11 protein-coding genes are annotated in these 12,560 nt (G+C 47.8%); 10 read left to right on the forward strand and 1 reads right to left on the reverse strand.

The window, feature by feature from the left end; all coding sequences use genetic code 11:
* Nucleotides 1-233 precede the first annotated feature (233 nt).
* Together PODO_RS00750 and PODO_RS00755 are read left to right on the forward strand one after the other, a co-directional pair.
* Nucleotides 234-1,442 (forward strand): acyltransferase, encoded by a 1,209-nt coding sequence (locus PODO_RS00750; protein ID WP_038568095.1) that lies wholly within the window; start codon nt 234-236, stop codon nt 1,440-1,442.
* A gap of 111 nt (nt 1,443-1,553) precedes the next feature.
* Nucleotides 1,554-2,711 (forward strand): acyltransferase, encoded by a 1,158-nt coding sequence (locus PODO_RS00755; RefSeq protein ID WP_038568098.1) that lies wholly within the window; start codon nt 1,554-1,556, stop codon nt 2,709-2,711.
* A gap of 72 nt (nt 2,712-2,783) precedes the next feature.
* On the opposite strand, the gene gntK is transcribed toward PODO_RS00755, so the two are convergent.
* Entirely contained in the window at nt 2,784-4,313 is a 1,530-nt protein-coding gene (gene gntK / locus PODO_RS00760; protein WP_038573985.1) for a gluconokinase, read from the reverse strand.
* A 280-nt stretch (nt 4,314-4,593) separates the two neighbouring features.
* On the opposite strand from gntK, the gene PODO_RS00765 reads away from it, so the two are divergent.
* The 8 genes from PODO_RS00765 to hisIE all read left to right on the forward strand — a co-directional run bounded on the left by PODO_RS00765 (nt 4,594) and on the right by hisIE (nt 12,548).
* Entirely contained in the window at nt 4,594-5,811 is a 1,218-nt protein-coding gene (locus PODO_RS00765) for an ATP phosphoribosyltransferase regulatory subunit (RefSeq protein WP_036687060.1), read from the forward strand.
* 69 nt (nt 5,812-5,880) lie between these two features.
* Nucleotides 5,881-6,519 (forward strand): ATP phosphoribosyltransferase, encoded by a 639-nt coding sequence (hisG, locus tag PODO_RS00770; RefSeq protein WP_036687062.1) that lies wholly within the window; start codon nt 5,881-5,883, stop codon nt 6,517-6,519.
* Nucleotides 6,520-6,557: 38 nt separating this feature from the next.
* Nucleotides 6,558-7,868: a histidinol dehydrogenase gene (hisD, locus tag PODO_RS00775; protein WP_036687064.1), complete on the forward strand. Its 1,311-nt coding sequence runs from the start codon at nt 6,558-6,560 to the stop codon at nt 7,866-7,868.
* Entirely contained in the window at nt 7,855-8,463 is a 609-nt protein-coding gene (gene hisB, locus PODO_RS00780; protein WP_036687073.1) for an imidazoleglycerol-phosphate dehydratase HisB, read from the forward strand. Before hisD ends, hisB begins: the two co-directional genes overlap by 14 nt.
* Nucleotide 8,464: 1 nt before the next feature.
* Nucleotides 8,465-9,082 carry an imidazole glycerol phosphate synthase subunit HisH gene (gene hisH / locus PODO_RS00785; protein ID WP_038568103.1) on the forward strand — a complete coding sequence of 206 codons (618 nt, stop codon included), beginning with the start codon at nt 8,465-8,467 and terminating at the stop codon, nt 9,080-9,082.
* A gap of 147 nt (nt 9,083-9,229) precedes the next feature.
* The gene (gene hisA, locus PODO_RS00790; RefSeq protein WP_038568106.1) at nt 9,230-9,967 is read left to right on the forward strand and encodes a 1-(5-phosphoribosyl)-5-[(5-phosphoribosylamino)methylideneamino]imidazole-4-carboxamide isomerase; all 738 of its coding nucleotides are present in this window, start codon (nt 9,230-9,232) and stop codon (nt 9,965-9,967) included.
* A gap of 1,112 nt (nt 9,968-11,079) precedes the next feature.
* The gene (gene hisF, locus PODO_RS00795; protein WP_036687077.1) at nt 11,080-11,838 is read left to right on the forward strand and encodes an imidazole glycerol phosphate synthase subunit HisF; all 759 of its coding nucleotides are present in this window, start codon (nt 11,080-11,082) and stop codon (nt 11,836-11,838) included.
* Entirely contained in the window at nt 11,835-12,548 is a 714-nt protein-coding gene (hisIE, locus tag PODO_RS00800) for a bifunctional phosphoribosyl-AMP cyclohydrolase/phosphoribosyl-ATP diphosphatase HisIE (protein WP_036687080.1), read from the forward strand. Before hisF ends, hisIE begins: the two co-directional genes overlap by 4 nt.
* The last annotated feature ends 12 nt before the right edge of the window (nt 12,549-12,560 follow it).

Below are 12,560 nucleotides of genomic sequence, written 5' to 3' on the forward strand. Positions count from 1 at the left end.
TTTCTTGCGTCTTAGAGAAGATTATTAAGGAAACTTTAAGTTCTTCTTAAGTTTTTAGAACAGATACATTCGATATAATTAGCGTTAGTGATAAGGCGAATCCCACGCTAGGCATTCAGCTTCAAATATCAGAATGTAAAATCAGCAGGTGCAGGCTTCCTGGTATTTTCAGTTTCCACATTCCGCTTAGCGTCTCTATGAACAACCATCATAGTAGAGAAGAGGAATATAATATGAACACTGCGAGACAGGAAAGGCTGCCCCAGCTGGATATCTTCAGAGCATTAGCGATCTTAGGCGTATTGCATGTGCATTCCTCATCTTTTGCCGCTGGAGAGCAGGCACTGCATTCACCTTATTATTACTGGCTGAACTGGATCAACATTTTCTTTAAATTCGGTACGCCCTCATTTATTTTTCTGAGCAGCTTTGTATTGTTTTATAATTATTATGGGCGCCCTGTGACACGCAGCTTGATTATTAATTTCTACCGTCGTCGATTAAAGTATATTTTATTGCCTTATCTGCTAGCCTCTATGGGCTATTACGCACTAACCTTATATGTGAACGGACGATTGACCCAGAACCTCGGTGGCAACCTGTACAGCTTTATTAGAGCGTTATTCTCAGGTTCCGCATATGCGCATTTGTATTTTGTATTTATCAGCATTCAGTTTTATTTGCTTTTTCCAGTACTGCTTAAGCTACTCCAGAGTTCCCGCTTTTTAATAAAATGGGCGATTCCACTCGGATTGGCACTTCAGTGGGGGTTTATTTTCTGGAATAAATACGAACTGCACATTGTTGAAAAAGGGAGCTTGGCGATCTCTTATCTGGCTTATTATATGATGGGCGCTTATATCGCGATTCACTTTGAGAAGGTGAAGACGTGGCTGATGAAGCCATGGAGGCAGCTAACTGCCAAGCAAAAAGGATGGACTGCCCTGTTAGTGAGCGGGTGGTTAATTGCAGCCTTTATCCATGTGCAGCTATGGTATGTGGCCCGCCATTTTGGGGTGTGGACGGATTCGTTGTGGTACGAGCTATTATGGAATGTCCATACGATGTTATCAGCATTGGTTCTGTTGTATGCTACATTTCTGATCTATCGTAAGGCTCCTCGCGGGATTGTTGCTTTTTTTACTCGTTTGGGTGAACTCTCCTTTGCGATATATTTGATTCATCCGCTATTGCTGGCGGTATATCGCAGGTTCAGATATCATATTCCCCTAGAGTCGCTAACATATGTTTTGTTCATCTACGGAGGGCTTGTGGTCGCACTGGGAGGGAGCTGGCTTATTGTGCAGTTTGCTTTCCGGCGAGTTCCGGGTTCATGGATTATTTTTGGAAGCGTGCCTCGCTCTTTGGAGTCCAGTCCGCAGGAAAAGTCAGGTTATATCCCTGAGGAACGGGCAAAGGGGTTCGTGCAGCAGGAGAAATAACGTTAAAAGAAGGTCTCATACACGCACACGCTTAAACGTGGGGAGGTAGCCTTCATAATACTTGGTTAAAAAGGCATCACTTCGATGCGGAGCTTAACAGGAGGAAAGATTATGAGACAAAAAGAAAGAATTCCGCAGCTGGATATTTTTCGGGCGATTGCTATTTTTGCAGTGCTGGCTATTCATGCTACTTCACGAACGTTGGCGGAGACACTAGGCACAAACATGTTTCATCCGTTCTTATTTATTAATAAATTCAGCCAGTTCGCCGTACCTTCATTCATATTTTTGAGTGGGTTCGTGCTCTTCTATAACTATATTGACCGTCCGCTGGGTGGCAAAACGCTAGGAAAGTTCTACTCTAGAAGGCTGCTTTATATTATTGTGCCTTATGTAGTGTTTTCGCTGCTGTATTTTGCGTTAAAAATGAATGCCGGAAATACTTGGGGCTTACCTCCGGGGGAGATGGCTTCTAAGCTATGGAAGTATTTATGGACAGGAACGGCATATACGCATCTGTATTATATTATTATCATTATTCAGTTTTACGTGTTATTTCCGCTTATTTTGTGGTGCTTGCAAAAGGTTCGTCATCTGGCGGCTTGGGCGCCGCTGATCGGGTTATTACTACAGTGGGGTTTTGTGCTGCTGAATAAATACATGACCAATCACGGGTATTGGCAGTTATCCAAGGGGAGTCTGGCGATTACTTATTTCTCGTATTTCCTGCTGGGTGCTGGGATTGCGGTGTATTATTCTTCTTTGAAAAAATGGCTAGTGCCTTCACGTGAAGGCTGGCGCGCCGGTAAAGGTCCGGTTTGGATTACGTTGTGGTTGTTATGGATTGTATCAGGGGTTGTTCATGTTGAGCTATGGTTTAACAACTACACGAAAAAAACTGTCATCAACAGCTTATGGTATGAGGGTTTCTCTAATCTACATGCGCTACTCTCTTGTGTGGTGCTGTTGCAAATCTCCTTCTTGCTCTATGGAGCGGGTCGAAGCTTGCTGACAAGACTCTTGGTATCCGTGGGAGCATGCTCCTTCGGGATTTATCTATTACACCCTATGTTGCTGTATTTCTATAGAAAATTACCGTTTCACGGGGGTTCTCTTGCGTACATCGCAGCGATTGCAGGAGGATGGCTTGTTGCGCTGCTGGTCTCATGGCTGGCAGTGGCTCTCGTCTTCCGGTATGTGCCTGCGTCTTGGATTATTTTCGGATCAGGCGCACCAAAGAAAGCTAAAACAGGTTCCCAAAGCGCATAGTTTACTGCTAGGTAATATAAAAGCGTCGGTCTCCCGTATGTGCGGGTTGACCGGCGCTTTTTATTTTTTGCTCTATTCTCCAGCTTGTTCCCGCTGAAACTCCGCAATAGCTTGATACTGGCTTTCCAGACTACGGTAGACGGAAATATAAATCGGCAGCAGCTGCTTGTACACTTTGGTATGTTCATCAATCGGATCATGCTGGTAAGTTGAGCCGATCATGTCGAATACAACATCGAAGGAGTCCACGCGGCCCGTTGCGTAAAGTCCAAGCACTACTGCTCCGAGGCAGGAGCTTTCGATACTCTCCGGAATGATGACCTCTTGATCAAAAATATCAGACATCATCTGCCGCCATACTGAGGAGCGGGCAAAGCCCCCTGTAGCCAGAATTTTGCTAGGACGCCCGATTTGCTCTTCCATAGCTAGCAGAACCATATACATATTGAAAATTACGCCTTCTAGTACCGAGCGAATCATATGCTCCTTATGGTGATTCATCGAAAGGCCGAAGAAGGAGCCACGAGCATCAGGATTCCACAGCGGTGCCCGTTCACCAGTTAAGTAAGGATGGAACAAAAGACCACCGCTACCTGCCGGAACTTGTTCCGCGATGCGCGTTAGAACCTCGTAAGGGTCAATGCCAAGACGTTTGGCGGTTTCGACTTCAGAAGCAGCGAACTCATCCCGTACCCAGCGGAACAACATACCGCCGTTATTAACGGGTCCTCCGATCACCCAATGTTTTGGGGTTAAGTTATAACAGAAGGTCCGTCCTTTAGGGTCGGTAAGCGGGTGATCGACTACGGTACGAATCGCTCCGCTTGTTCCAATCGTAGCGGCCACTACACCGGGCTTAATCGCGCCTACGCCAAGGTTGGACAAGACGCCATCACTGGCTCCTACGACAAAAGGTGTGGCCGGGAGCAGTAACAGCTCCTCTGCTAGACCGGGAAGCAGGCCTTGCATGATCTCTGTGGTGGGAACAAGCCGTGAGAGTTGATCTGGTGAAATATGGGCTATCTCCAGGGCCTCTTTATCCCACTCCAAAAGTTTAAGGTTGAGCATGCCTGTAGAAGAGGCAATGGAATGATCGATGATGTATTCGCCGAACAGCCGAGCGAATATGTATTCTTTTATAGAAATGAATTTATAGGCTTGTTGGAACAACTCAGGCTGCTCATCCCGAAGCCACATTAGCTTGGTAATCGGTGACATAGGATGAATAGGTGTTCCTGTGCGCAAATACAACTCATGTCCGTTAAACTCGTTCTTCAGGCGAAGTGCAGACCCGGCACTACGGTTGTCAGCCCAAGTGATGCAGGCAGTAAGTGGTTTACCTAGCTGATCAATTGCAATGACACTGTGCATGGCTGAACTGAAAGAGACGAATAGGATCTTATCTGGAGTTACGGCGCTTTGCCGCATGACATTAGAGATGGTATGAAAGACTGCACCTAGGATTTGCTCTGGGTCCTGCTCCGCTATAGAAGGGGAGGGTTGATGCAAGGGATAACCCATATTCGCTTGTGCAACTATGGCTCCATTCTCCTCGAAGAGAACTGCCTTTGTACTTGTAGTACCAATATCAACGCCAATCATATAGGATTTAGTCAAGCGTTAGCCCTTCTTTCTAGGTGAAAGTATATTTTTAGAACACCAATTACAAAATTATGAAGTACAATCGTATTAGCTCATTATAGTATTCGATAAGCGGGGAGGCAAAAATAAAGAAAATGCCAAACGCTCGACTAAGGGTTTGATTGACGAAAAAGCAGTGAACATGATACGATATTGAAAATACTTTAATTTGCTACCACTTTACCATAGTAAAGTAAACATAAACAGTATCTAATGATAACTGACGAGGTGAACAATGAAGATGTCCAAACCAAAGGGATTTGAGAAGCCGTCTGGCGTTCGGGACTATCTGCCCCGGGCCGTAACGAAATTGCGCAAAATTGAGAACGATGTACTGCATTGCATGAGTCGCTGGGGATATCAGCAAATGATGACTCCAACGTTGGAATATTACGATACAGTTGGCGTGGCTAGCTCTACGTCCGACCAGAAGCTCTATAAATTACTTAACAATCGTGGTCAGGCTTTGGTGCTTCGATCAGAAATGACTGCCCCGGTTGCCCGTGTTGTTGCCTCTCTATTGAAGGATGAGCCACTGCCATTGCGTCTGTCATATCACGCGAATGTATTCCGTGCTATTGAGGAAGAAGCGGGGCGGGAAGCGGAGTTCTTCCAGACAGGTGTAGAGCTGGTAGGTGATGATTCACCAGAGGCCGATGCGGAGGTAGTGGCGCTTGCTATTTCTTCGCTGCAAGCCGCGGGTGTGAAGTCTTTTAAGATCGCTATGGGGCATGTAGGCTTTCTGAATGGGTTATTTCAAGAGGCACTTCCTGAATTACCCGAGGCTCAAGAGGAGCTGAAAAGTCATTTGCTGGGCCGTGACTATGTTTCTTTCCGGGAGACTTTACGGCGGCTGGATCTTACAGAAGCGCAGAAGAACGAACTGGATGGGCTGCTGCGTCTGCGCGGAGGCAAGGAGATTTGTGGACAGGCGCTAGAGCTGAGCAATCATCCGCTCGCCCGTCATTCGATTGATCATTTGTGCAAGGTGTGGGAGGTGCTGGTCTCTTACGGCGTATCACAGCATGTACTGATTGATCTGACGATGATCGGGGACTTTTCCTATTATACAGGCATGACTTTTGAAGGTTATGCAGCGGAATTAGGATTTCCGGTATGCAGCGGTGGTAGATACGACAATCTGCTGCAACAGTTTGGGCGTCCGATCCCATCCACAGGATTTTCCTTAAAAACGAATCGCATCCTGGATGGTGTAACTGGAGTGGTCGAAGAGGAAGAGCTGCCTATTTTGATCCAATATGATGCGATTCGCAGAAAAGAAGGCTTGGAAGAGGCAACACGCCTGCGGTCAGAGGGTCATGCAGTCGTTACTAGACTTGCTGCAGGTCCAGAAGAGCTTGAAACGGTGAAGCGTTTGGATACGGACACGGTTGAAGCAGAGGGTGTACGGTACGGTGAAATCTATACATTCGTATCTTTTGTAAGTGAGCATGGCTGAGGATATCGCTAGTACAAAAAGCGATTAACATAAATTTTGCATGGAGATGGAAAAGGAGGCAACTTAACAATGGCACAGATATTGAAGGTGGCTATGCCAAAAGGCCGGATTTACGAAAAGGCTGCTGAGCTGTTCCGCCAGGCAGGTCTTCCGATTCCACCGGACGGTGAGGCATCACGCAAGCTTGTTATTCCGCTGCCTGAGGCAGGGATGGAGTTTATATTGGCGAAACCAGTAGATGTACCTACATATGTAGAATATGGCGTGGCGGATATTGGGATCGTGGGCAAGGATGTTTTGCTGGAGGAAGATCGTGATGTATACGAGCTGCTTGATCTTGGCATTGCCCGCTGCCGGATGTCTATCATCGGATTGCCGAACTGGCAGCCGGGGATTCAGCAGCGTGTAGCGACGAAATATCCGAATGTAGCTTCAAGGTATTTTAGGGAGCAGGGCCAACAGGTCGAGGTCGTGAAGCTGAATGGATCCATCGAGCTTGCACCACTGATTGGTCTGGCCGATCGTATCGTGGATATGGTAGAGACCGGGCAAACGCTGCGGGACAACGGATTAATCGAAATGAAGAGTATATTCGAAATTACAAGCCGCCTGGTGGCGAATCGTGTGAGCTATCGGATGAAAAATGAAGAGATACAGCAACTGTGTGACCGACTACAGGCAGTTATAGGGCAACCTAATTTGCGGTAGGCGGCAACAGATGTTAGGGGTAAAGGGAGGAACCAGCGATGAAGGTTGTGTCGAGCAAGGACTTTAAGCTAGAGCGGGAAGTGGAGTATGGTACGCCAGAGCAAAATCAGGCGGTAAAGGAAATTGTGGCCGCCATTAAAAAAGAAGGAGACACGGCGCTTCTTCGCTATACGGAGCAATTTGACCGGGTCGTACTTACGCCGAATCAGCTGCGGGTAACCCCGGAAGAGCTTCAGGCAGCATATGGCCGAGTAGAGCAATCTTTCGTATCCGCTATTCAAGCGGCTGCAGCCAATATCCGGGCGTTCCATGCCAGACAGAAACGGAATTCATGGATGGACTTGCAGCCGGATGGCACGATCTTGGGGCAGATTATTCGTCCGCTGAAGCGGGTAGGGGTATATGTACCTGGTGGCAAAGCAGCTTATCCCTCCTCGGTGCTGATGAACGTGATCCCAGCACAGATCGCGGGTGTGCCGGAGATCGTCATGGTGACTCCGCCATCCACCGGCGGCAAAGAAGGGATTGACCCTTATATCCTGGTTGCTGCCGCAGAAGCAGGTGTGAATGAAATCTACCGTGTGGGCGGAGCACAGGCGGTAGCTGCTTTGGCTTTTGGTACGGAGAGCATAGCGCCGGTAGATAAAATATGTGGACCCGGCAACATATACGTTGCGCTGGCTAAACGCGAGGTATATGGCGCCGTGGATATCGACAGTATCGCGGGTCCAAGCGAAATTGTCGTGCTGGCAGATGAGACCGCTGAGCCGGCCTATGTCGCAGCGGATCTGCTCTCGCAGGCCGAGCATGACGAGATGGCCTCGGCGATTCTGGTCACGCCATCGCAGAGCCTGGCGGATAGCGTGGCGGCCGAAGTGGAGCGTCAGCTGCAAGAACTGCCGCGTCAGGCGATCGCCCGTTCTTCCGTAGAGAATTACGGCGCGATCATTGTTGTGGAATCTATGGAGGAAGGGATCTCCGTAGTGAATAGACTGGCACCAGAACATCTGGAGATTGTTGTCGAAGATCCTATGGGCCTCGTAGGCAGCATTGAGAATGCTGGAGCCATCTTCCTGGGAGCGTATAGCTCTGAGCCCGTGGGTGATTATTTTGCCGGGCCAAATCATATTATCCCAACCAATGGGACCGCACGTTTCTCGTCACCAGTGGATGTGGATGATTTTATTAAAAAATCAAGTCTGATCTATTACAGTAAGGAAGCACTCTTGCGTGATGGGAAGACCATTATAGAGCTGGCACGCCGCGAAGGGTTAGAAGGCCACGCACGAGCCATTGAGATTCGACTCAAGAACGAAGGAAAAGGTGGAGACGGATATGGAGAACAATAACGAACAGGCCTTGCGCCAAGCTGGATTAAGCCGCAAAACAAACGAGACGGATATAAAGTTGTCTCTTAATGTAGATGGAAGTGGAGTTTCAGAGCTGGAGACGGATGTTCCTTTTCTGAATCATATGTTGGATCTGTTCACGAAGCACGGACAATTTGACCTGTCTGTACAGGCGCGTGGAGACATCGAGATTGATGACCACCACACGGTTGAAGACATTGGGATCTGCCTAGGGCAGGCGCTGCACGAAGCACTGGGTGATAAAAAAGGAATCAAACGTTATGCGAGTGTTTTTGTACCGATGGATGAAGCTTTGGCGCAGGTTGTGATCGATATCAGCAATCGCCCGCACTTTGAATATCGTGCAACCTATCCTTCACAGCAGGTAGGCAGCTTTTCGACGGAGCTTGTTCAGGAGTTCCTGTGGAAGTTCGCGCTCGAAGCACGGATTACGTTGCATGTTATCGTACACTACGGTTCTAACACTCATCACATGATTGAGGCTGTATTCAAAGCGCTTGGACGGGCGCTGGATGAGGCAACTTTGATTGATCCACGTGTGAAGGGTGTGCCTTCTACGAAGGGAGTGCTGTAGGATGACTGTTGCAATCGTCGATTATGGCATGGGCAACCTGCACAGTGTGAGCAAGGCGGTAGAACGTCTCGGTTATGAGTGTGTAGTGACGGGTGATGCCGAGCAAATTCTCGCTGCTGATAGTGTCATTCTGCCAGGTGTCGGTGCATTTGGCGATGCGATGGGGCATCTGCGGGAGAATGGTTTGGATCTTGTCGTCAAACAGGTAGCCGCTGGAGAGCAGCCTCTGCTTGGGATCTGTCTTGGCATGCAGCTGTTGTTTAGCACCGGTGAAGAGCATGGCAGCCATGAGGGGCTAGATATTCTCTCGGGTTCAGTGGTGCGGTTCGCTCCTAGAGATGGCTATAAGGTGCCGCATATGGGGTGGAACAAGCTCAGCTTTAGACAGCCGGAGAATCCGCTTTTTGTTGGCCTTGAGGAGGGGCATGTGTATTTTGTCCACTCTTATCACGCGCTTGTAGCAAAAGAGAGTGATCTGCTGGCTGTCACAGATTATGGTTACCCAGTCACGGCTATTGTCGGGCAAGATAATGTGTTCGGTATGCAGTTCCATCCGGAAAAAAGCGGAGAGCTGGGAATCAAGCTGTTGGGTAATTTTTTGAAATATAAGAAAGTATAAGTTTCACAATACACTTTATCCTTATATTTCTCGCTTAAACGCTTACGGTCCTTATAAGGACGACGAAGGCGTTTATACTTGAAGATTAAGAGAGAGCGGGCGTAAGCCACGCTATAAATATAATGTAACGAAAGTGGGGAGCGCCAAATGTCTTCTTTTATTGTATATCCGGCGATTGATATCCGGGATGGAAAATGCGTCAGGCTGCAGCAGGGGGATTACAATCAGGAAACGATATACAATGATAGTCCACTAAAGGTGGCAAAATCATGGGAAGAGCAAGGTGGAAAGTTCATTCATTTGGTGGACTTAGATGGTGCGAAAGCAGGTCATCCTGTGAACGATGCGATCATCGGGGCTATTGCTGCTAATGCTAACGTTCCTGTGCAGGTGGGCGGCGGTCTTCGCAATCTTGCGGACGTAGAGAAATTGCTCGGACTTGGCGTTAGCCGCGTCATTATCGGTACTGCTGCGATTAACGATCATGCTTTTACCGAAGAGGTATTGGCAAAATACGGCGATAAAGTAGCGATTGGCATTGATGCGCGCAACGGTTATGTTGCTACACACGGCTGGCTGAACACTTCCGAAGTTCGTGCTGAAGCTCTTGCCAAAGAATTGGCGGCAAAAGGAGCCGAGACGTTCATTTACACCGACATCTCCCGTGACGGGATGATGCAGGGGCCGAACGTGGACGGTATCCTGTCCATGGCGCAAGCCAGCGGTAAAACAGTGATCGCCTCCGGCGGAGTCACCAGTCTTGATGATCTGTTGCGTCTGAACGTGCACAACGGCAGCGGTGTGGGTGGAGCTATTGTTGGCAAGGCGTTATACACGGGCAATATTGATCTTTCTGAAGCTTTGCGAGCGCTTAGGCAGAAGTAGCGTTGGGCGAACGCGCTAATTGATGAGCGGATGAACAAAAAGACGACATGGGTTAGCCAAGGAATAGTGGATCAATGAAACAGACAGAACCAACAGTGGGTTAAAGAAATAGACTTAACAGTAACGTAGTGAACACATATCACCAAATCACCAAACTAAATTAATAGACGAGCGAATGAACAAAAAGACAACAGTTGAGCAATCCAATGAGCAGTGGATAAAAGAAATAGACGTAACAGTAAATGAGTAACTAATAATAATTAAATGAACGCCCAGAGAAGCAAACTAGCAAAAGTTAAACGAACAAACTAGTAAACCAGCAAAAGGGCTAAACAACAAAGCAACAAAAGAGCTAAAACAAACCAGCTGACCAATAAAGCAACAAACCCAACTAGCTAATGTGTTTCACTTTGTACAATCAAAACTGGTTAAAAATCTCCTTTTCGTGGATTCTACAGGAAACTATTGCACGAAATGCAACACACTGCTCAACTAGAGGGTATGAGTTCGATTCTATTGCACTGAGTGCAATAGAATGTTGAACTAAGCTGATTATCGGCTAAAACCCGCTGCACAATCTGCTACAATAGGCGTAATTAGGCGGCGGGAAGGGTATTTTTCCTCGGATGATGATTTAAGTGTACTTTATACAGCTATTTTTCACATTTAGAGCTGATTAGCTAATTTAGTTGTATTTCGTGCAGCTATAACTCAGAGATGAGTTGATTTATAAGCTCATCCTCAGATTTAGTTGTACGAAATGCAGTTAAAAGAGTGGCTTGCAAAAAGGCTGATAAAATAACTGCACGTTGTGCAACTAAATACTCGTGGGCTTGCAGGTGGCGCGAGCCCTTCCGACCACATAAGGGCCAAAACCGCGGAACATGAAGGTGTTATGGATCTAGGAAGCGGCCCCGAAGGGGTTAGCGATCATAGCACATGTTCAGTAGTGTGGGCTATGGTTCAGCCGGGTGGGCTATGATCCGCCATGCCAACAATCAAGGTTTCCAAAGGGCAGGGGCCCTTGGGCTCCCCTTGGGCTAAGAGGGCTTTAGGGGGACCGACACACTTTAGGCGCTTGAAACGCTTTTTAAAGAAAGGGGGATTTCATAATGTTAGCAAAACGTATCATCCCCTGTCTTGACGTTAAGGATGGACGGGTAGTCAAAGGCGTTAACTTTGTGAATCTGCGTGATGCTGGAGATCCGGTAGAGCTAGCGGCGCTGTATGACCGCGAGGGCGCAGATGAGCTTGTGTTTCTCGATATATCGGCTTCCGTGGAAGGTAGAGCAACGATGATCGAGGTTGTGCGGCAGACCGCCGGTGAGATTGCCATTCCTTTTACAGTGGGTGGAGGGATCTCTACAACTGATGATATGAAAAGGATTCTTCGTGCAGGCGCAGATAAAATCGGCATTAATACGGCAGCCATCACTAATCCTCAGTTAATTTTGGACGGCGCTCGCCGATTTGGCTCCCAGTGTATTGTAGTAGCGATAGATGCTAAATATAATGAGGCTTTTGGTGAATGGGAAGTGTACACTCATGGCGGGCGTAAGCCCACGGGCATCCGTGCTCTGGCTTGGGCTAAAGAAGCTGAGAAGCTGGGCGCAGGCGAGATTTTGCTCACTAGTATGGATGCAGATGGCACAAAAGACGGCTTCGATCTGAAGCTAACCTCGGCAGTATGCGATTTGCTCAGCATTCCTGTGATTGCTTCTGGCGGCGCTGGGAAGAAGGAGCATTTTTACGATGTATTTACGGAAGGGAAAGCCGATGCGGGACTTGCGGCGACCATTTTTCACTATAAAGAGATTGCAATTAATGATTTAAAGGCAGATTTGAAGCAAAAAGGGGTAGAAATCCGATGAGCGAAACACAAAAGAATACAACAATAAGCCAAAAAGAAGCTCTGGCAGGCATTCGCTGGAATGAAGCCGGTCTGGTGCCTACGGTTGTTCAGGATGCTAGCAGTTTAGAGGTACTGATGGTTGCTTATATGAACTCCGAATCGTTACAGCTATCACTGGAGAGTGGTCAGACTTGGTTTTGGAGCCGCTCACGCAGCGAACTTTGGCATAAAGGCGGAACCTCAGGCAACACACAAGCTATTACCTCCATATCCTATGATTGTGATAGCGACACACTACTCGTGAAGGTTGTGCCTGAAGGACCAGCTTGCCATACTGGAGCTACGTCATGCTTTTTCCGTGAGATTCCTTTGAATAACCCAACAACAGATGCTTCGAAACCAGTGTCTAGTTTGACAGATGGTGAGCGTTTTGCTGTTCTTGGTGAGCTGGAGCGTGTGATTGCTGAGCGGGAAGTGGAACGCCCGGAAGGCGCGTATACCACTTATTTGTTTGATAAAGGCGTGGATAAGATCCTCAAAAAGGTAGGCGAGGAAGCTTCCGAGACCATTATTGCCGCCAAAAATAAAGATAACGCCGAGCTGCGCCTTGAAGTCAGCGATCTGATCTATCATCTGTTGGTATTGCTGCAAGAACGTAAGCTTCCACTGGATGAGATTATGGAAGAGTTGAGTACCCGTCACGAACGCCCACGCCGGGATCAGTACTAAGGGGGACTGAGT

This window comes from Paenibacillus odorifer, from assembly GCF_000758725.1.
Taxonomy (GTDB): Bacteria; Bacillota; Bacilli; order Paenibacillales; family Paenibacillaceae; genus Paenibacillus_AQ; species Paenibacillus_AQ odorifer.

Excerpts from the sequence above, each read along its gene's own strand:
- PODO_RS00750 (WP_038568095.1), top strand. The coding sequence starts at position 234 with ATGAACACTGCGAGACAGGAAAGGCTGCCCCAGCTGGATATCTTCAGA.
- PODO_RS00755 (WP_038568098.1), top strand. The coding sequence starts at position 1,554 with ATGAGACAAAAAGAAAGAATTCCGCAGCTGGATATTTTTCGGGCGATT.
- gntK (WP_038573985.1), bottom strand. The coding sequence starts at position 4,313 with ATGATTGGCGTTGATATTGGTACTACAAGTACAAAGGCAGTTCTCTTC.
- PODO_RS00765 (WP_036687060.1), top strand. The coding sequence starts at position 4,594 with ATGTCCAAACCAAAGGGATTTGAGAAGCCGTCTGGCGTTCGGGACTAT.
- hisG (WP_036687062.1), top strand. The coding sequence starts at position 5,881 with ATGGCACAGATATTGAAGGTGGCTATGCCAAAAGGCCGGATTTACGAA.
- hisD (WP_036687064.1), top strand. The coding sequence starts at position 6,558 with ATGAAGGTTGTGTCGAGCAAGGACTTTAAGCTAGAGCGGGAAGTGGAG.
- hisB (WP_036687073.1), top strand. The coding sequence starts at position 7,855 with ATGGAGAACAATAACGAACAGGCCTTGCGCCAAGCTGGATTAAGCCGC.
- hisH (WP_038568103.1), top strand. The coding sequence starts at position 8,465 with ATGACTGTTGCAATCGTCGATTATGGCATGGGCAACCTGCACAGTGTG.
- hisA (WP_038568106.1), top strand. The coding sequence starts at position 9,230 with ATGTCTTCTTTTATTGTATATCCGGCGATTGATATCCGGGATGGAAAA.
- hisF (WP_036687077.1), top strand. The coding sequence starts at position 11,080 with ATGTTAGCAAAACGTATCATCCCCTGTCTTGACGTTAAGGATGGACGG.
- hisIE (WP_036687080.1), top strand. The coding sequence starts at position 11,835 with ATGAGCGAAACACAAAAGAATACAACAATAAGCCAAAAAGAAGCTCTG.